Origin of the sequence: Aquibacillus saliphilus, assembly GCF_020404745.1 — a bacterium.
Classification (GTDB): domain Bacteria; phylum Bacillota; class Bacilli; order Bacillales; family Amphibacillaceae; genus Aquibacillus; species Aquibacillus saliphilus.
On sequence record NZ_JAIZAP010000015.1, the window covers coordinates 48,075 to 68,222 of the forward strand.

The window sequence follows — 20,148 nt, forward strand, 5'->3', positions numbered from 1 at the left end:
TACAAAAACTAAATTCAGATCATTAGCATTTTCATAAAATCAGATACAGCTAGATCTTCTAATTGCTTGTGATCCAACATTATCTTTTTAATGGTTTGTACTTGTTTTTTTGGATACTGGCCCTTAAGGCTGTTTTCAAATTTATTTATTAGCATAGGAATTCCTTCTTGCCGGCGTCTGTGATGGCCGATTGGATACTCACAAACGACTTTTTCCGTCTCGGATCCATCTTTAAACCGAATTTGCACTGCATTTGCTATGGAGCGCTTATCAGGATCTAGGTAATCTTTACTGAACTCTTTATCTTCAACGACTGTCATTTTTTCTCGTAAACTATCAATACGGGCGTCAAGTGCAATATCATCCTCATAATGGTCGGCTGTCAGCTCACCAAAGATAAGTCCGATTGCTACCATGTATTGCAAACAGTGATCACGATCAGCAGGATTGGACAACGGTCCGGTTTTATCAATAATTCGCATTGCCGCTTCGTGTGTAGTTAATACGACCTCATCGATTTCATCCAGACGGTCTAGAACCTGTGCATAAAGTTGTATCGCACATTCTACAGCAGTTTGTGCATGAAACTCAGCAGGGAAAGCAATTTTAAGCAGGACATTCTCCATCACGTAAGAATCGAGCGGACGAGCAAGTGTCAGTTCTTCCCCTTTAAATAGAACATCCTGAAACCCCCATTTTGGAGCAGATAATGCAGTGGCATACCCCATTTCACCTTTAAGTGCCATCATAGATAACCTTACTGCTCGGCTCGTTGCATCCCCTGCTGCCCAAGACTTACGTGAACCGGTGTTGGGTGCATGACGGTACGTCCTGAGACTAGAGTTGTCGACCCACGCATTTGATAGCGCATTAATCACTTCCTGTTTCGTACCCCCGAGCATCGCAGTTACAACTGCGGTGGAAGCAACTTTAACTAACAACACATGATCGAGCCCAACACGGTTAAAGCTATTATCAAGCGCAAGTACACCTTGTATTTCATGCGCCTTGATCGACGCAGTTAATACATCTTTTATTTTCAAAGGTTGTTTTCCTTCTGCTATATTCGATCGACTGATATAATCAGCAATTGCTAAAATGGCACCTAGATTATCTGATGGATGTCCCCACTCCTTGGCAAGCCACGTATCATTGTAATCCAACCATCTGATGATACAGCCAATATTAAACGCTCCCTGAACAGGGTCTAATTCATAGGGTGTCCCCGGAACTCGCACCCCGTTTGGCACAACTGTTCCAGGTGCAATTGGTCCAAGGTGCTTGGTACATTCAGGATAATTCAAGGCAAGCAAACCCGAAGCAATCGAATCCATTAATACAAAACCTGCCGTTTGATAAGCTTCTTCACTGTCTATTTCCTTATCCAAAACAAAATCTGCAATCTCAACTAACAGTGGATCCGTTTCATTTGTTAGTCTATCTTTTGTCTTATTTTCCATCGTTTTGTTTAGCATGTTGGTTCACTCCTTATCCGTTTGATTTTACTAATTAATTCCCTGTATAGCTTATGGATGTAAGTTTCTTGGTCCTGTATAGTTCACACGTGGTCTGAACAATCGGTTATTGGCATGTTGCTCGATAACGTGAGCACAAACTCCTATCGTTCGAGCCGCAAGAAAAATCGGTGTGTACACACTAATTGGTATGCCGAGCAGATAATAAACAGGCGCGGCATAGTAATCAAGGTTGGGATAAAGTCCTTTTTCGCGCTTCATAACTTCTTCCCCGATGACACACATGTCGTACAGTTCTTTATTGCCCTTTTCTTTCGTTAATTCTAGTAATGCTTCTTTCATTAAAGCAGCGCGAGGATCCATCTTTTTCATATAAACACGATGGCCGAACCCCATAATTCTTTCTTTGTTTTTCAATTTTTGATTAATAAGCATTTCCATTCCTTCCAAAGTTCTTGCTTCCAGAAGCATTTCCATCACTGCTTCATTTGCCCCGCCGTGCAATTTGCCCTTTAACGATGCGACAGAACCCGTCAGTGCACCGTAGATATCAGATGTCGTCGAAGCAATTACCCGCGCTGCAAAAGTTGAATTGGGCATTTCGTGCTCACTGTACACCATCAACGTTTGATCAAACGCTTTCATTTCCAGCAGCGACGGAACATGCCCTGTAATCATATAGAGGAAATTAGCACTATATGATAAATCGCTTCTAGGTGCGATGATTGGAGTATTTAATTTAGCATGGTAACTGTTAGCAACAATAGAAGGAACCTTCGCTAGCAAACGAATTGTTTTTCTACGATTTGCTTCCAATGACAAATCATCTAATTCATTTTCAAACCCCGCGAGTATCGATATCCCTGTTCTCAAGGCATCCATCGAATCTGTTTGTTTGGGGAGCATTTTCAAAATAGACAACAGCTCGTCTGGCACCTGGTACTCATTCTTTAATTCTTGATCTAGGCGATCGCGTTCCTCCTTCGTTGGTAATTGATCATTCATCAAAAGAAATACTAAATCGAGATACGTGACTTTTTTCGATAGTTCAATTAAATCATAACCACGAATCACTATTTGTTCACTTTCGACATCCAAATAAGAAATACCTGTCTCAGATGCAATCACACCCTCAAGACCAGGACGAAAAGTTTGTTCTGTAGACATATAAAATCACCCTCCTTTTTAATAAAAAGCAAATCAAAGTTACATGAGATACATTTATATTTGTACACATTTATTGCTTACAAAAGAACCTGGGATGACCACATTTCCATGTCTGTTTATTCATGAAGTGAAATTGCATTGGGAATGGTGATAATACTGAAGTTGACGTGCTGTAGAATCATTGAAGTTATCGTAGATGTGGGCGCGTTTTTATACCTGAAACACCTCCCTAATGGATACTTCGACTTTTAACAGAATAAATCCTGCTTAAGCGTGACATAGCAAAAGAGAGACATGGCAACAGATTTTCTATCACGCCGACAATACCATCTGGTGAAAAGGCCTGATTACCACTCCCGCAAATTAGATTTATCAGAACTCAGATCAACTCGTTTGAATTAAGAAAATGTAAAGTTAGATTACGTTATTCAGTCAAACATTATGTTAAAATAAAAGGATGTTTCAAACGATGGAGAATAATTAAAAACGAGAGTCTCTGTTTACCCTCCACGTAGTAATGCTAGTATTTTATAGTTGAATGAATATAGATTAACAACTTAGGAGTGGGACTAACTATGAACAAGAAAGACGTAGCAACTATTAAAAATCAATTCAAAGTAGGCAATGAATCACTCAAAATTACTACTATTTTTAATGTTTATATCATGAAAGAATCAAGTGAAATTTATCATCATCAGAGTCAACCATTTGAGTTGTTAGACGAAGATCAGCAAGAGTTATTTCTAAATAACTTCAAAAAATCACTTACAGGACAATTGGACGAAAAATTGTTTGAGTTAAAATTCCAGTCTGATATTGAGAATAATAGTCAGCTTATTCTACATAGAGGGTTGCTTGGTAGTGCTGAGGACTGGAAAGAGCAAATGCTTCTCATCGTAGATAAAATGCTTAAAGACAAACAATATGAAATGGATATTGTCGTCACATTCATTAAAGCAGAATATTTAAAGCCAATGAAACGCAAAAGTCAAGAAACTGAGGAGAGCGAACGAGATACCGTCTATTCCCATTCATTTATCCTTTGCAGTATAAATAAAACAGAAGAACCAAAAAAGGAATTGCAGTTTGACTATGTGGAGAGGGAATTTAAGTACAATGTGAAGGTAGATCCTGTCATCAATCTCAACGCCCCGTTAGCAGGATTTCTATTTCCATGTTTCACGGATAATGCTGCCGATGTCAACCACGTCCTCTATTCATCTGGCAAAGCACATGAACCTGATCACGAGTTCATCGAGGAAGTACTAAATGCAGAAGAGAGGCTGACTGCAAAAGAAGATAAATTCGTTTTTGAGGAAATTGTAAAGGATGTAACGAGCAATCAATTAAACACATCGACACTCCACAATGTGTATGAAGAAATTAACCGCGTCATTGAAGAAAATGAAGAGCAAGAAGCACCAAAATTAGATTACAAAGACGTAGAACGTGTGTTAAAAATGAGTGGAGTTGAAGATGTTAATACAGAAAAAGTAGAATCAGCTTTCCAAAAAGTTGTCGATGACGAAAAATATGAACTAAAAGCAAGTAGCATCCTACCAAAATATAAATCGAAATCAATTAAAATCAACACGAAAGTGGCTAACATTTCTCTTAGCCCAGAAGATTTAAGATATGTAAAACAAATTAATTTCAACGGTAAGCTTTGCATTATGATCGAAGTAGAAGAAGATACCGTTATTGAAGGATTCACAATGATTCCAGAAGCATTTAATGGCAGTAGCAGTAATAGTTAGAATGAGACAAGGGGGACAGGTTCCCCCTTGTCTCATCATCACTTCATATAGCGATATTCCATTAAACTGTTCAGCATACAGACTTCTTGTAATAATTCCTCTCCAATATTCGTTTCTAGTACCTTTTTTCTCTCTAGTTCTTTATCTACCAATCTTTTTACTGATAAGACATCGGTTCCATTTCGTAAAACTTCCTCTTTTGAATTAAACTTTTTATGCGCGACAAGTTGCATACCATAAGAATTAAATAATAGAGTGTACCCAGCAATTCCTGTTGTTGATTGATAGGCCTTAGAGAATCCTCCATCAATGACAATCATCTTTCCATTAGCTTTAATAGGATTTTCTCCGTCAATTTCTTTCACTGGTGTATGGCCATTTATAATATGACCTTGATCAGGATCTAAGTCAAATTCCATTAAAATCTTGCGGCAAGTTTCTTCATTTTCACGTAAATGATAGTATCGGTTCTTTATTTCTTTGTGTGACTGTTTATCCTTAATGAAATACCTTTCAAAAGTCGTCATTTCTCTTTTCCCAAAGAGCGATGAATATTCCCCGGACCATAAATACCAGACCATATCTGTCGCAAGATCATCTGTTTGTTCAGGATGAGCAAAAGCATGTCGTAAATAATATTCAAAAACATCAAGTAAATTGCGACCTGCATAGGATTTATTTTCAATAACCATTTTTTCCATGTTCCCTTTTTCATCTAAAGGAATACACCCGTGAATTAATAAATTTCCGTTATACTTTAAATAAAGGCTACCTTTCTTCATTAAAAACTTCATATGTCTGGCCAACTTTTCTGATTGCTGGACAGAAAATAACAGTTTATCCATCACTTGTTCTTCTTCCTCTAATAATTGATCTGGTTTTTCTCGATTAACTGTCGCAAAGCAACTATTTTCTAACGGATAAGTTTTCCCGTAAATAGTTATTTCGTTTTTATCATAATCCATTTTCTCAAGCAAAAGCCTTTCTGACATGTCAAAGTACGGACGTCTCTTTATAATAGGACTTTCAAGTTTGAACTGAATCATTGCAATCGCTTGATGAATTTTCGTGATTTGCGTTCGTTCTTGATCAGATAGTTTATCATCGGAATCTGTCTTTGGTCGAAAGGCAGGATTGTCATCATAGTATTTCTCCGCAAGATTAAGAAGTGGTCTAAGATTTATCCCGTAGACATCTTCTATAATATCCAAATTGTCGTACCTGGCACTGATTCGAATAATATTAGCGAGACAAACCTTAGATCCAGCAAATGCCCCTAGCCATAGTACATCATGGTTTCCCCACTGAATATCAACAGAATGATAATTGATTAATGTATCCATAATTTTATCTGGTTCGGGACCCCGGTCATAAATATCCCCGACTACATGCAGATGGTCAACAACCAATTTTTGAGTGGTATAAGCAAGACCTATAATCAGTTTCTCAGCCTGACCAAGGGAAATAATTTGTTGGATAATTTTTGTATAGTAGTGTTTCTTATTTGTGAATTCATCCGTTTTGTAGAGCAGTTCTTCTATAATATAAACAAATTGACTAGGCAATGTTTTCCGTAATTTCGAACGTGTATATTTGGAAGAAGCATAAGAAATAAGCTCAATCATATGCTCAATGATTTCTGTGTACCATTGGTGTAATTCTTCCTCATTGTCAAAATCATTTCTCTTTAACTGTAACTTCTCTTTTGGATAATAAACTAATGTAGCAAATTCATTGATCTCTTTTTCAGACCATTTATCTTTAAAAAGGTCTCTTATTTTCTCTTTCACTCTGCCTGAACCATTTCTGAGTACGTGTTGAAAGGCTTGGTATTCCCCGTGTAAATCGCTGACAAAGTGCTCTGTACCCTTTGGCAAGTTGAGAATGGCTTCAAGGTTAATAATTTCGGTTACTACTTTTTCTTCACTATCAAATCTTTTAGCCAGTAGATCTAAGTATTTTGTATCCAAAATTGCATCCCCTTTCAAAACTTATCACTATTTTTATACCTGAAAGATTACTATTAGTAGGTATCAACCATTCTACCACTCTATTTTTCTACTACATTTTATCATAGAGTCAGAGCAACATGGGGACAGAGGCACTGTCCGCTACGAAAGACTGCTATCATGAGGTCCGCGCTGTCCCTGCAACGACAAAACGTAGAAGAAAGGAAACAATGTCCCTCCTTCTACGTTCTTTTTTTATACGATTAATTTAAAATTCATTTTGAACCGTCATCAGTATCAGACAGTTCCCTTTTCTGGGTTTGACCCCTGAGCGCTACTTGGAATATACAGTTCCTTTAAACTTTATATCAATCTTAGATTTCGTTTCATTCATAGCCTTTAAATGAAGTTCTTTCGCCTGATTAAATGCATCTAGCATACCTGTAGCGTCAATCCTAATTTCTTTTGGATCAGGTTGTTTAGGTTTATTTACAACAAAGATGTATTGTTTCATGATGAGGTATCTCCCTTTTTAACATTAATAAGTTATAAAACTATATTACCACACAAAGTAACCGCTTTCAACATAATTTAAATAGAAAAAGTGCCAGGTAACATTCCTTCTTACAACTACCTGACACTAATAAGATGTGCTATTGGGGTTAACTCTGAACTCTTCTAACCTAAGAATGATTAAGTAACAAATCACTCATTACCAAAATCTCCTGTTATTTTCTAGTGAACGAATCATCTTACTATGTTTTTTGACTAACACTAATAAAACCAACAAGAAAATAGTAGCAGTGATAGCACCAATGTTGAAAAATATGTCTGATTCTAAGAAATGACCAATTACCAGCATAGAACCACTTGTAACTATTAAGAAAAAACTGATTGACGCATAGAACAGGTAAAAATGATGCATGAATTTGTACCTTTGCTTGTTCTTCTCCCACTCTCTATCCTTTTCACCATCATTAAGCCAATCAGCTAACTGTCGCGGCATCGAAAGAAACGGTTTGGTCGATTCCTTAAATACCTCCGTATATACGGAACCTTTTCCATTCTCACCGGATGCCCATTTCTTTACGACAGGACGGCCCCACTCCTCCACATCAATTTCCGGATAGACTGATGTTAGAACTCCTAGTATTATCGAGGCAGCTCTCCCTAAAAATGCATAGTCTGCAGGCAGCTGAATCGGCTGTTCATTTACGAAAAATTGAATATCTTCCATCACCTGATCCATCGCATCCCCATCCATAGGACTTGAATCACCTTTGTACATGTTAAGTGTATTTCTCAGTACTTGAGATATTTTTTCATTATCCGCATGCTCAAGAACAAAATCCATTGATTGCAAAGAGTGGATTACTCTTTCATAGTCATCCAAAATAACTCCATGGACAATATTTCGTAAATGGCGACTATCCACTTTTGTGATTTCACCAATCATCCCAAAATCAATGATTACAACCGACCCGTCCTTACGTAAAATAATGTTAGCGGCATGGGGATCGGCATGAAAGAAACCTGGATTAATAAATTGATCAACATACAAATGAAATAATGTTTTAGCTACTTGCTTTCTGTCAATCTGATTCGATTCGATAAAAGATAAATCATCTGCTTTTGCCCCTTTAATCCACTCCATCACCAACACTCTAGACGTAGATAGACTGTCATAATAGGTAGGTACAGAAACACTTTTGTTCTCTTTGAACCTTTTTTCAAAATGCCTTGCATACTTCAATTCCTTGCTAAAGTCGAGTTCCTTACTCATAATGAAGATTATTTCCTTATGTAACGCTTTAAGGTCAGCTTTTTTTCCAAAAGAAGTAAAACGTGCCAATAGCCAAAATACTATACGTAACGCCCGAAAATCCATATGAAAAATTTCTTCTACTCGGTAACGCTGGACTTTGACAGCAACACTCGTTCCATCCTTCAAAACGCCGTGATACACTTCTCCTATTGAGGCAGATGCAACCGGTTTTTCATCCAGTTCCTTTATATAGTCATTTATTTCCCCTTCCCATTCTTCTTCAATGATTTTTTTTGAATAGGCAAAGGGAATGGGACTGACCTTGTCTGTCAATCCTTGGAGTTGTTTAATAAACGCTTGTGGAAGTAGATCTTTGCGTGTACTTAAAAATTGGCCAAACTTAATTAACAAACCTCCGAGCTTTACCGACACTCTCCGGTATTCTTTGGCTTGCTTGATTAACAGACTATTCCACTTTTCTTTCGTTTCCCTGTCCCAATGACGATGAATCAAATGAAACCAATGAATTTGAATTAAAAATTTCCCAGTCATAGTTAAGATTATCCACATCCGATAAACGGAATTATAGATCAATTACGACACCACCTATCCTAGCTTTCCTTAAAAACTAATTCTTCCATTTTCTCACTAAGGAAAACGAGAAGGAAGCACATGGTAATTAAACCAATTGTGTTTCTTCTGTTTTATAATCCATTCACTTTCGTCTACAGTTTTATTTTCCCGTCATTGTTATTTTAAAACTTTGGGACATTTGTACATTGGCATCCCACCCGTTCACTCAAGTATAAAAGGTTTTTCATCAGGGTAAAATGTGACTGGCCAATCTCTGGTACGATGGATTAGACCTGAAGTTTTAGGAGTGGGAAAATGGACAAGCAGCTTATCAAAAAGTTAAGTCTTCCGATCATCGTCCTGCTTATCGGACTAGGCATCATTAGTTTTTTTACCTTTATTTTTGTAGAAATAGGCGAAGACTTGCTGGCAAGAGAGATTAGAACGTTTGACTCGGCTATTATTGATCTATTGAAAACGATTGAAACAGATACCTTAGATCAACTAATGATTGTTATTACAGAACTTGGCTCTGTTTGGTTTTTGACAACACTTTCTATTTTGGTTATTCTCATCCTCTGGTTTGCGGCAAAAGATAAATGGGGAATTACTACTTTTATTGTGGCGGTTGCTGGAGGTGGGACGATTAGCAAAGTATTGAAGCATTATTACAACCGGGAAAGACCTTCGATTAACCCTGAAATTGATGCAATTGGCTATAGTTTTCCAAGTGGCCACTCGATGGGTTCTCTCATTTTTTATGGGTTTGCGATTTATTTTGTCGCACGGAGCAAGTGGTCAAAAGCGGTAAAATGGAGTTTCGCGATTCTATCCATTATTCTTATATTTCTTATCGGAATCAGTAGAGTTTATCTAGGTGCACACTTTCCAAGCGATGTACTTGCAGGCTATTTAGCTGGTACCGTATGGATGACGCTTTGTATTTTGGCCTTAGAATGGTCTGAATGGCGCACCAAATATCCTATCCGTCCATTTCGCGCCATCCAGCGATTCTTTATTCGCAGGTTTCGTGATAATTAATGATTAATTCTTAAGCAATCAGTTTGGCGGAATAGCCTTCACGTAGGAGTCTCTTCAACAGAACCTGAATTTTTCGCACAAAAAAACACAAGCAGCATCAGCCACTCATGTTTTCTTGAAGAAATAATCCTATTTAACAAAAAGCTCTAATAGTTCTTTTGCACTGTGCACTTCTTCATCTGGTACAAAATCAGCATTGTTCGGTACATTTCTTCTACGATGATTCATCCAGATTGCCTGCCATCCTACTTGTTTTGCTCCAACAACATCCTTTTCAAAAGAGTCGCCGACATAAACCGTTTTTGTTCCATTTAATCCCAGTTTATCATCAATAAAATCAAAAACTTCTCTTTTAGGTTTAGCATGACCGATGCTGCCAGAAATGAAGATGTTTTCTTTAGGTATCCATTTAGCAAGATCTAATTGCCTAATTTTCTTAGACTGGTGATCCTCCTCGCCATTAGTGAGAATTGCCAATTGATTCCCGTCTTGATAAAGCTTATCAAGTAGTTGCTTCACGTCATCAAACAACGTTATATTTTGCTGTTCAAAAACGTATACTTCATGAAACTTAACTGCCTTCTCGATATCAATCGGAATGCCAAAGTCTTCACAAGCAGCAATTATTCTCCCTGTCTGCCATTCAAATTGCGAGATTTCACCAGCTTCACTTTTGTCAAACAAAATCTCACTATATTTCCTACTAGTTCTATACAATTGATCAAGTTCTTCATCTGTTAACTGTTCATTAAACAGTTTCTTAAATGTAAGATGGAAGGATTGTGCTTGATCATATAACGTGTCATCTACATCAAAAATTATCGTATCCAATCGAATCTCCCCCTAACCTAACATTAATCATATCACTTTTTAATACTTTAGAGCATTCACCAGATTAAAATCTTTAGTACTTTTCAAATACGATATAGTTGTCTAAATTTTTAAAAAATAATGTTTTTCTTGTATAATAAAAGAAGGGTGTTAATTTCAAAAACGCATTTCGAAAGGAGCAGAAGGAATGAATCAAACGAACAGTTATATTGATTCCGTATTTAATAACCAGGATGATTTGTTAGAGGAAGTCCTTTCATCCATAAAAGAAAATGGAATGCCAACTATATCGGTATCTCCTTCTTCTGGAAAACTACTTACTATGCTTGTATCTATTTCAGGAGCTAAAAACGTCCTAGAAATCGGAGCACTTGGAGGCTATAGTGGAATTTTTCTTGCTAGAGGGTTTGGTAGTAAAGGAAAACTAACTTCTCTTGAGTTAGAAGAAAAGTATGCAAAATTAGCAGATAGCAATTTAGCTAAAGCTGGATTTGGTAGTCAAGTTAACTATATAACTGGGCCTGCCATAGGAAGTCTAGAAAAACTAGTTAGTGATAAAAAGCGATTTGATTTTTTCTTTATCGATGCTGACAAAGATAATTATGAAAATTACCTCACCTACTGTATTCAATTAGCCGAACAGGGAGCCCTTATCGTTACGGATAACGTTCTTGCGGGTGGTAGTGTAGTAGATCAAGAGGTTAAAACGAAACGTTATACAGAAGTTATGAAAAAATTCAATGAGACTGTGGCTAATCACCCACAACTAGACTCACTGCTCATTCCAATTGGCGATGGAATGACATTCTCCATTGTAAAAAAATAAAATCACTTCCTAAAGTAGATTTACTAACTGTTTAGAAACGATAGACAAATTTCATTTGGCAAACCGAGGAGTGAATATAATCCATTTGTTGTGATCAACATACCAGTTAACATTCCCACTCTAGGCCATTGAGAAATAAAACCAAAAGAACTACCGGGAGATCCCGACAGCTCTTTTGGTTTTTAAATTTAATTCTGTGAACCTTCGTAACTTATTAAGTTTGTAAAAATACGATATCCTCCAGGTACAAGACCTTGGATTTGACGGTACCATACTAAGTTAGTATAAATATATGATCCTTCACCATAATCAGTGACTAGGATACCACCATCAAATGTATCACCATCTAGATCAGTCATATTTACTATGGTTTCATAGTTATCAGCCCAATCCATTGGATAATACAAAGCTCTATCTTGTATCCAACCATTCCAATCAGTATCTGTGATTTCGTTTGGTTGATTTAATAAGGTATGCTCTGATTGAAGAATTTCATATTCTGAATTTTCATCCGTTACTCTCCATTCAATGGATGGTTGCCCAAGTGTCAAATCAAATGGAGCAGTCGTTTCTGGATTCCAATTATCCCAAGGTTTATGGTATTGCACTACAGCATTACCACCTTGTTCAACATACTCTAATAGTCTATCGTTATTTTCAAGTAAATCTGAACGAGATAGGTAAGCACGAATTCCTACCACAATTGTATCGTACTTGGAAAGGTCTTCCGTCGCAAAATCTTGAATTTTTGTTATATTCATACCGACCTCAGCTAAATTATCTGCAACGAAATCAAATCCTGATTCAACATAACCAACATTCAGGTCTTGATCAAACTGTAGATTAAAAGCCATCCCTTCTATACTAGAACTATTTAAATAATAGAATGTACCAATATGGTCATAGGATATTTCTTGAACACTAGTTGACATCTCCTTACCATCAATGGTAGCAGTTGGCGTTAGCTCAAATGCCTCATTATCAACAAGTTCATCAGGCGGAGTTACAGAAAAGGATACATCTTTTTCGGTTTCTTCATCATCGAATGAAATTGTCTTACTCTCTATACTAGCCCAACCTTCTGGGGTTTGAAGCGAGACATCAGTGGTTAAAGAAGACTGGGTGTAATTTGTCACTGTTACATCAACAGTGATCTCTTCTCTTTCTTGAGCCGTATTGATTGCTAATGATTCAGGATTCGCCTTTAAACTAACTTGAGGGAGAACCGCTGTTGTTTCATTAGTAAAAAAATCAACAGATGCCTTTTGTTTTCCTACCTCATACGTTACTTCTGTGGAAAGTACATCTTCATCATAAGGATTATAATACTCAGCATCTTCTGCAACAGTTACTTGAAATTCAATAGTGGCATGATCACCAGGTTTTAGGCTCTCTTGATTAAAATCACCTTCAACCGACCAGCTGTTAGGAACATTTAACTCTACCACTACATCGTCAATGGTTTCGCTACCGTTATTTACAACATCTACAAGTACACTAGTTTGTCCGCCTTGAGCTAAAACTCGATTTTCAACACTTGTCTTAACATCTAATTTAGAAGCGACCTTACTTACTTGCTTTAATTGATCCTCTTTCACTTCTAATCGATGTAGCAAATCGTTTCGATCAAGATCATCAAGTTTCACATTTTCAGTTTTGTTCAATGTTTTTCTTAGTTGTTTAAGAGCCTCGTGCGACTCGGTTAATACATTTTCAGATGTTGGGTATGCCTCAATAACATCATCTAATTCGTTTTGGAGCTTCTTAAGATCATTTTTAACACTATTACCAGACTTAGTTAATGTGTTAGCATACTCATTAAAATCATAACTAAGACCTTCAAATATCGAATCTTCCTGTTCAGGAATGTCACCAACCGACGACTGGATTAACTCCAAGTGTTCAATTCTCGATCCAGGTTCAATGTCATTACCCATTCCTTGGCTCTTATGAAGATATCTTGATTCTTCTCCCAATTGTGGATAAGTCATTCCGTACACTTCATCAAATTCTCCAATTTCAATTCCAATCGTAGCATCTTCAGTTGAAGCAGCAGGCAAATACAGTTTCTTAATTTGCCATGGTTGTATCCCTTCTTCTAAATGTTCAGGGAATATTTCCGGATTTGCGGCATCGTCAAATGCACGTTTGCTAAGTTGATTGATTGCACGATGATGTCCATGTTGGCTCTCAACATCTCTGAAAGACGGCATTACGATATCTGGCTGATACTCACGAATTTTTTTAATCAAACGTTCATAGGTAACTTCTTCTCCCCAAATGTTAAGAGTATCATCTGGTGATTTTGAAAAACCAAAATCGTAGATAGGATCACTAGTAATTTCACTCAAGTGAAAGACTTTAACTCCTGTTATTTCGGATGCCTCAATCATTTCACGTGAACGAATAATACCAAGTCCATCCCCGAGTTCCCCACCAATTTCATTTTGGCCACCTTCACCACGGTTCGCTATTATACTGGCTGTATTAACACCAAGCCCTCTTGATAAATAGGACAATAGATGACTACGTTCATCATCTGGGTGTGCTCCAGTATTTAAAAAACTTGTTATAGTACTTAAAGGCTTTACAGCACTCCAAAGTTGTTGATCATACTCTGATGCACTTTCTGTTTCTTCCCCAAAAGTTACAGCCGGAATAAAAAGCGGTATTGCTAGAACGGATGCTAAAAGTAATTTAAATCCCTTTTCACCTTTTTTAAACATGAACATTTCTCCCTTTTTAAATTTTAAACTCTGTCCATATGAAAACATTGAGTCAAAATTATAAGATTCTCACCTCCAATGTGTTTCGGACTGATAATATAATGGGAATCTTTCTGTGCAATTCTAGGTTGGTTAGTAATATTACCTAATCAACTATACATGTCTAGCTGACCTAATTTCATTTTATTCACAATAATCTGAATTTACAATCGTCGAAATAATGGATTATACATCCTTAATACCTCAAATAAGCAATATAAATTCTGTATGCTAGCATTTACTATTAGTTTATTACATATAGTCTATTTTTAGTTAAAAGGTAACGCTTTCATAGAATATAATTAAAATCCAATTCCCCTTTCGCAATTTAATGTTGATAAAATAGGTACATGTTCTTATCCTTTACCAATTTTGGAGATAAATGTGTCCAAAAAACTGAAATAACAGTTAAAATGAATCATTGTCTGCACACCAATTTTTTAAGATGCGATAAATAGTTGCCACTTCGAATTCAATTAAAAATCTGCTAGTAACAAGTAGAATTCGATTTCGAGAAAAAAGTCCAGCTGTAAAGAATGCTACAACAATGGCTATAGTAAACGAATAATCAAACATATGACTAAAAACAAATAAAGCAGACGCGATTGGATTTTCCTTAGAAAATCTAATCGCATCTGCCAAATAAATCGATTATATGGTTAAACTTATGTGCGCTTGACTAAAATCCTTATCTACATGCCTGAGTTACGCTTTCAGATAATCTGTTTGAGGAATAGATTCTAGCTCGTTTTATTCCTCTTTTTAATCATTCCTCTAACTACGTCAGGATTTGGTCCACCAGTAATTTTTCTTCTTTCTACAAATAATTTTGGATCGGTAATCGCTTGCCAATCCTCATTTTCCAGCTTAACATCACCCAACCACTGATTGACTGTCGTTACCGGAATTTCATACAATTCTTTCGATTCTGCATCTGTTCTCTTTGCTATAATGCTAGCTTTCCCATGCGCTTTTCTGAAAGAAACACCATAATCACGTGCTAGTACATCTGCAAGTTCAGTTATTGTAATCATATTCTCTCTTGCTTGTTGATAAGCTCGGCCCTTATTAAAGTCCATTGTAAGAATAACAGCGTGCATTATTCGTAACACTCTTATCGCCTTTTTGTATCCCTCAAATAAGTGGGGTTGTAAATCATCTTCGGTATCATTTATATCTCCATAAGGCGTGTTATGAATCATATGAACAACTGCCATTCCCTCTGCAGCAGCACTACTTGCGATAGCACGTGAATGCTCTATCGAAACGGGATTTCTTTTTTGAGGCATGATACTGCTAATCTGAACATATGCATCTGATACCTTAATTAAACCGACCTCTTTTGATGCCATGCGTAAAAATTCTTGAAGCCATCTACCCATATTCGTCATTAGACTTATCAGAGATTGAGCTGCTTCTATTAAGTAATCACCCGCACCAATTGCATCATAAGAATTTTCAACTAACCCGTCAAATTCCAACAGTTCTACCATTCGTTCCCGGTTAATAGGAAAACCGGTAGTCGTAATTGCAGCCGCTCCCATTGGAGATTGATTGACTGTTCGATATGCTTGTTTCAATCTTTCAATATCTCGAGCTAAATTATCATAGATTGCGACAAGGTAATGGCCAAATGTTGTTGGTTGAGCTGGTTGTGTATGTGTATGAGCAGGCATAATTGATTCAACATGCTGTTCCGCTTGACAAAGGATTGCTTCATTTAATTGTTCTGCATTAGCTATTGCTTTCAAAATATATTCTCTAATGACAATTCGATACATCGCTTCTCCCATATCATTTCTACTTTTTGCGATATGCATCTTCCCTGCTAATTCAGCACCAATACGATCCCCAATTTTTGATTCTACTAGAAAGAAAAAGTCTTCGTATTCAGCAGAATAATGTAATTCACTTTTATCTAGACCCTCTACTTGACTAACGCCTTCTAGAATTTTAGTACCTTCTTCGTGAGTAAGAATCCCTTGTTCAGTCAGCATCGTAGTGTGCGCTCTATGAATTTTGAACATTGCCTCAAATAAATGCTCTTTTTGATCATCGAATACTGGTTTCAATAGTTCATCGACATATGTTTTTCCGGGAAACTCTACTCCCTCCAATGCTTGAAAATGTTCCTTCATTTCATCCATTTAATAGGACCACCTCTTTGTTAGTAATGTTTACTTACTAACATTCTACATGGAAGCATTTACATTTGTAAAGAAGCATTCAAAAGATTCAAAATAATAAAAAATGATAGCGTTGACATGTTTGAATTTTCATAGTACTATGAAAATTAATTAATAAGTAAAGTTAACTTACATACTAACGAAAATTAATTTCCAAACAGAAGTGGAGTGAAGAACCATTACTACCCGCCGTGAAATTCAAGTTGATTTCAATTCAATCAAACACTCAAACAGAAAAAGGGTATTGCATTATATAAAAAAAAACCATGGCCATTCCCGTTCCGACATTGCAAAAGCATTACAAATAAGTAAACCCACCATATCTAACATTGTCGATGAACTTTTAGAGCAAGGTTGGGTTCAAGAAAAAGAAAGTGAACGAGCAAGTTCATCTGGTGGAAGAAAACCATACCATGTATATTTTAATCAAGATGCCTACTATATCATTGGAATCGATATAGGCGGAACTTCGATTGAAATAGCAGTTATGAATTTATTTGGCACTATTATAGACAAAACGGACTTAGATACACAAAAGCATATAGATCATAATATCGTTACTGTAATTGCCGCTACTGTTAATGAATTACTAGAGAAAATAGACATTGATAGTAGCAAAATCTATGGCATCGGTGTAGGAGTTCCGGGGATTACTGACGTTGAAAATGGAATTGTTGTTGACGCACCAAGTCTCCGTTGGAAAAACAAGCCTCTAAAAATGGAACTTGAAAGTCTTCTCCCCTGCCCTGTTTATATTGATAATGATGTAAACGTTGCGGCGCTCGGAGAACAGTGGAAAGGTACAGGCGAATTAAATAGAAACTTTTTAATGATAACACTTGGTACAGGGATTGGATGCGGACTTATCATTAATGGAGAACTTTATAGGGGTTCCTCTTACGCTGCAGGTGAGATTGGCTATATGATCACCGATAAAGAGACCGCTGAAAAGAGCTATGATCAAACATTTACTGGTTATGGTTTTTTAGATAGCCATGTTGGTGGTCCATCTATAACGAAAAGAATGTTGAATCACTTAGGAGAGAGCAACAATAATACAACAGATTTTTCAGCTAAAAGAATTTTTCAAATGGCAAATGAAGGTGATGAAGATGCACTTGAAATAATAAATGAGTCCCTCTCCCATCTAGCCTTTGCACTTATTAATGTAATTTCTATTATTAACCCGGGATTGATTGTGCTAGGTGGTGGAATTTCCAAATCTATGAACGCTTATTTATCCAAGTTAACTACTATCATAGAAAAACATCTACCTATACAAACGGAAGTTGTCATTACAAATGTAGAAGATGTTTCTTTACTAGGAGCAGGTTACCTGCTACTAAAAGAACATGAATCTATACTGAAAGTTTAATATTTTATTAAAGTGACTTCGGTCCTTTAAAATAAAAGGTAGGGGGTTATTAAATGGTTAGAAAGTGGCAATTAGCTTTATTAGGAGTTTTGTTGTTGGTATTACTGGCTGCATGTTCCGGTGATGAGGAGAATGCAGGCAGCGAAACAGAAGGTAGTGAAGAATCTGGTGATGAAGCGGTAGAAACAGAAGAAGAAAATGAAATCACCTTAGAATACTGGCAATATTCTTTTGATTCTAAAGTTAAGTTAATGGATGATTTAATTGCAGAATTTGAGGAAGCAAACCCTGGTATTAAAGTAAAACAAACGAACTTTCCTTACGATCAGTATAATGAACAGGTTGCTACACAAGTACCAGCAGGAAAAGGTCCAGATGTAATTAACCTATTCTATGGTTGGGTTCCAACTTATGTAGATGCAGGTTATTTACAACCATTACCGCAGGACGCTTTTCCACATGAGCAAATAGAAGACGAGTTCTTCCCATTAGTAGAAGCAACAAAAATGGATGGTGAGTATTGGACCATTCCAACAGCTGTGAGAACGCTTGCTTTATTTTACAATAAAGATCTTTTTGAAGAAGCAGGACTCGATCCAAATTCTCCTCCAGAGACTTGGGAAGAATTAGAGGACTATGCAGTACAGTTAACCAAAACAGATGGTGATCGTTTAGAGCAGTCAGGAATGGCATGGGAACCTGCACAACAGGGACACCAATGGCTTAGAGATGGACTGACCATTCAAGCTGGTGGTCAAGTACTAGGTGAAGATCGCAAAGAAGTAGTTTGGGGAGATGACCCCGCAGGATTGGAAGCATTTAAATACTGGTTAAGTTTCCCGACAGATCTTGGAACTTCTGAACAAGGGTTTTTCACTGATGATGTTACAGCATTTATTACAGGAAAAGCTGCTATGAATGTTGACGGCTCATTTCGAATCGGATCACTTCAAAGTGATGCACCTGATTTGAATTACGCAGTTGCACCCCTTCCAGGAAAAGAAGCTAAATCAACAAACTCTTCTTTCTGGACAAATGGAATTACAGATGGTGTTGAAGGGGAAAAATTAGAAGCTGCAACCAAGTTCCTAGAGTTTTTAACAACTAAAGACGTTATGGAGCAATGGATAGAGGCTACTGGAGAATTACCAGCTAAAGAGGAAGTTGCTATGCAGGACAAATATGTAGATGACGAAATATATGGCCCGTTTATTGAGTCATTACCTTTTGCAAATGCACACTTCTTTATTGATGAAGCAAAAGAGCGTGAACTTGTTGTCGACGCAGCTAACCGAGTACTAATGGAAGGCGCAGAACCCGAGGATGCATTCAATCAGCTAGTAGAATCTACACAGGAACTATATGATGAATATTGGAGCGATAAATAAGATAGTTGTTTTGGGGGATCAAAAGAAATGTTGATCCCCCTAATTAAAGGAGGTGCATTATGGAACAACAAAATTATTCATTAAAACAAGACCCAGAATACACACCAAGACCAAATAAAAAGTCAATTATAAAAAAATTTCGTGGTAGTCAAAAATTACAAAAATACTTATTTGTGTACAGTTGTCTATTGCTTCCTATTCTTTTTTACTTTGGGATTCGTATTATTCCAACTTTATTCACATTTAACGTAGGGTTTAGAGATTGGAACCTCTTATCTACTGGGGCCCAGCCTTTTGTAGGATTTGAAAACTACCTAACACTTTTTAAAGATGAAGTTTTTATAAAATCACTTCTGAATACGGGAGTCTATATCGTTTTGGGTGTAGTAGGCCAACTACTATTTGGGATAATTGTTGCACTACTTTTGCATAAAATTAACCGATTTGTAGGTCTATTTAGAGTTATTTACTTTATTCCATATGTAACTAGTATCGTAGCCATTAGTTGGGTATTTCAATGGATTCTAATGGGAAATGGCATTATCAATGACGTGCTTGTGAACTTAGGAATTCCACCCCAACCGTTTTTGAATTCTCCAGATCAAGCAATTTACGTAATAATCGCCGCTATGATTTGGCAAGCAATTGGTTTCCAGATGGTTTTATTTCTAGCAGGTTTAGAGAATATACCAGATATGCTTTATGAGGCTTCTGAAATAGATGGAGCAACACCTTGGCAAAAATTTTGGCATGTTACTTTTCCATTACTTAATCCAACGATTGTATTTTCTGCAGTAATTGGAACAATTACATTTATTCAGGTGTCTTTCACTCAAGTAATTAACATGAGTGTAGATGGATCTGGTGGACCTTTAAACTCAACACTTTCAGTTGTTGTGTATATCTATCAACTCGCATTCCAGCAGTTTGATATGGGACTTGCTTCAGCGGCTACAGTTATTCTATTTTTATTTATTATGGCTTTAACAATATTCCAAATGAAAGTTCTAACTAAGAAATTTGATTATTAGCAAAGGAGGCTGAAGAGAG

General features: G+C 36.7%; 14 protein-coding genes. 6 read left to right on the top strand and 8 right to left on the bottom strand.

The features are described from left to right. Positions 1–14: 14 nt before the first annotated feature. Both LD272_RS14970 and mmgD read right to left on the bottom strand, forming a co-directional pair. Positions 15–1,475: a bifunctional 2-methylcitrate dehydratase/aconitate hydratase gene (locus LD272_RS14970; RefSeq protein ID WP_304511985.1), complete on the bottom strand. Its 1,461-nt coding sequence runs from the start codon at positions 1,473–1,475 to the stop codon at positions 15–17. Positions 1,476–1,526: 51 nt separating this feature from the next. After that, entirely contained in the window at positions 1,527–2,642 is a 1,116-nt protein-coding gene (gene mmgD / locus LD272_RS14975; protein ID WP_226037430.1) for a citrate synthase, read from the bottom strand. A gap of 575 nt (positions 2,643–3,217) precedes the next feature. Between mmgD and LD272_RS14980 the strand changes: the two genes are divergently transcribed. Continuing rightward, on the top strand, positions 3,218–4,399 hold the full coding sequence (locus LD272_RS14980) for a DUF4317 domain-containing protein (protein ID WP_226037431.1): 1,182 nt from the start codon (positions 3,218–3,220) through the stop codon (positions 4,397–4,399). Between the two features lie 38 nt (positions 4,400–4,437). Here the strand turns inward: LD272_RS14980 and LD272_RS14985 are convergent, their stop codons facing one another. The 3 genes from LD272_RS14985 to LD272_RS14995 form a co-directional block, all read right to left on the bottom strand. Continuing rightward, the gene (locus LD272_RS14985) at positions 4,438–6,369 is read right to left on the bottom strand and encodes a fructose-1,6-bisphosphatase (RefSeq protein WP_226037432.1); all 1,932 of its coding nucleotides are present in this window, start codon (positions 6,367–6,369) and stop codon (positions 4,438–4,440) included. Between the two features lie 313 nt (positions 6,370–6,682). Beyond that, positions 6,683–6,862, bottom strand: coding sequence for a hypothetical protein (locus LD272_RS14990; protein ID WP_226037433.1), 180 nt, complete (start codon positions 6,860–6,862; stop codon positions 6,683–6,685). A 198-nt stretch (positions 6,863–7,060) separates the two neighbouring features. Continuing rightward, a complete protein-coding gene (locus LD272_RS14995; RefSeq protein ID WP_226037434.1) occupies positions 7,061–8,707 on the bottom strand; it encodes an ABC1 kinase family protein in 1,647 nt (548 codons plus the stop codon). A 294-nt stretch (positions 8,708–9,001) separates the two neighbouring features. Here LD272_RS14995 and LD272_RS15000 point away from each other — a divergent pair, with 294 nt between their 5' ends. Continuing rightward, positions 9,002–9,727, top strand: a complete 726-nt coding sequence (locus tag LD272_RS15000) for a phosphatase PAP2 family protein (protein ID WP_226037435.1) — start codon at positions 9,002–9,004, stop codon at positions 9,725–9,727. Positions 9,728–9,856: 129 nt separating this feature from the next. Here LD272_RS15000 and LD272_RS15005 read toward each other — a convergent pair whose 3' ends face one another. Continuing rightward, a complete protein-coding gene (locus tag LD272_RS15005) occupies positions 9,857–10,558 on the bottom strand; it encodes an HAD family hydrolase (protein WP_226037436.1) in 702 nt (233 codons plus the stop codon). A gap of 187 nt (positions 10,559–10,745) precedes the next feature. Between LD272_RS15005 and LD272_RS15010 the strand changes: the two genes are divergently transcribed. After that, positions 10,746–11,384, top strand: a complete 639-nt coding sequence (locus tag LD272_RS15010) for an O-methyltransferase (RefSeq protein WP_226037437.1) — start codon at positions 10,746–10,748, stop codon at positions 11,382–11,384. Positions 11,385–11,572: 188 nt separating this feature from the next. Here LD272_RS15010 and LD272_RS15015 read toward each other — a convergent pair whose 3' ends face one another. After that, a complete protein-coding gene (locus LD272_RS15015; protein ID WP_226037438.1) occupies positions 11,573–14,110 on the bottom strand; it encodes a PIG-L family deacetylase in 2,538 nt (845 codons plus the stop codon). A 779-nt stretch (positions 14,111–14,889) separates the two neighbouring features. Beyond that, positions 14,890–16,296: an argininosuccinate lyase gene (gene argH, locus LD272_RS15020; protein WP_226037439.1), complete on the bottom strand. Its 1,407-nt coding sequence runs from the start codon at positions 16,294–16,296 to the stop codon at positions 14,890–14,892. Between the two features lie 256 nt (positions 16,297–16,552). Here argH and LD272_RS15025 point away from each other — a divergent pair, with 256 nt between their 5' ends. Genes LD272_RS15025 through LD272_RS15035 form a run of 3 tightly spaced genes read left to right on the top strand, consistent with a single transcriptional unit; the run spans position 16,553 to position 20,129 of the window. Beyond that, positions 16,553–17,710, top strand: coding sequence for an ROK family transcriptional regulator (locus tag LD272_RS15025; protein ID WP_369413991.1), 1,158 nt, complete (start codon positions 16,553–16,555; stop codon positions 17,708–17,710). A gap of 53 nt (positions 17,711–17,763) precedes the next feature. Continuing rightward, positions 17,764–19,098, top strand: coding sequence for a sugar ABC transporter substrate-binding protein (locus LD272_RS15030; RefSeq protein WP_226037441.1), 1,335 nt, complete (start codon positions 17,764–17,766; stop codon positions 19,096–19,098). 59 nt (positions 19,099–19,157) lie between these two features. Continuing rightward, positions 19,158–20,129 carry a carbohydrate ABC transporter permease gene (locus LD272_RS15035; RefSeq protein WP_226037442.1) on the top strand — a complete coding sequence of 324 codons (972 nt, stop codon included), beginning with the start codon at positions 19,158–19,160 and terminating at the stop codon, positions 20,127–20,129. Positions 20,130–20,148 lie beyond the last annotated feature (19 nt).

Excerpts from the sequence above, each read along its gene's own strand:
- argH (WP_226037439.1), bottom strand. The coding sequence starts at position 16,296 with ATGGATGAAATGAAGGAACATTTTCAAGCATTGGAGGGAGTAGAGTTT.
- LD272_RS14980 (WP_226037431.1), top strand. The coding sequence starts at position 3,218 with ATGAACAAGAAAGACGTAGCAACTATTAAAAATCAATTCAAAGTAGGC.
- LD272_RS15015 (WP_226037438.1), bottom strand. The coding sequence starts at position 14,110 with ATGTTTAAAAAAGGTGAAAAGGGATTTAAATTACTTTTAGCATCCGTT.
- LD272_RS14990 (WP_226037433.1), bottom strand. The coding sequence starts at position 6,862 with ATGAAACAATACATCTTTGTTGTAAATAAACCTAAACAACCTGATCCA.
- LD272_RS15000 (WP_226037435.1), top strand. The coding sequence starts at position 9,002 with ATGGACAAGCAGCTTATCAAAAAGTTAAGTCTTCCGATCATCGTCCTG.
- LD272_RS15035 (WP_226037442.1), top strand. The coding sequence starts at position 19,158 with ATGGAACAACAAAATTATTCATTAAAACAAGACCCAGAATACACACCA.
- LD272_RS14970 (WP_304511985.1), bottom strand. The coding sequence starts at position 1,475 with ATGCTAAACAAAACGATGGAAAATAAGACAAAAGATAGACTAACAAAT.
- LD272_RS15010 (WP_226037437.1), top strand. The coding sequence starts at position 10,746 with ATGAATCAAACGAACAGTTATATTGATTCCGTATTTAATAACCAGGAT.
- mmgD (WP_226037430.1), bottom strand. The coding sequence starts at position 2,642 with ATGTCTACAGAACAAACTTTTCGTCCTGGTCTTGAGGGTGTGATTGCA.
- LD272_RS15030 (WP_226037441.1), top strand. The coding sequence starts at position 17,764 with ATGGTTAGAAAGTGGCAATTAGCTTTATTAGGAGTTTTGTTGTTGGTA.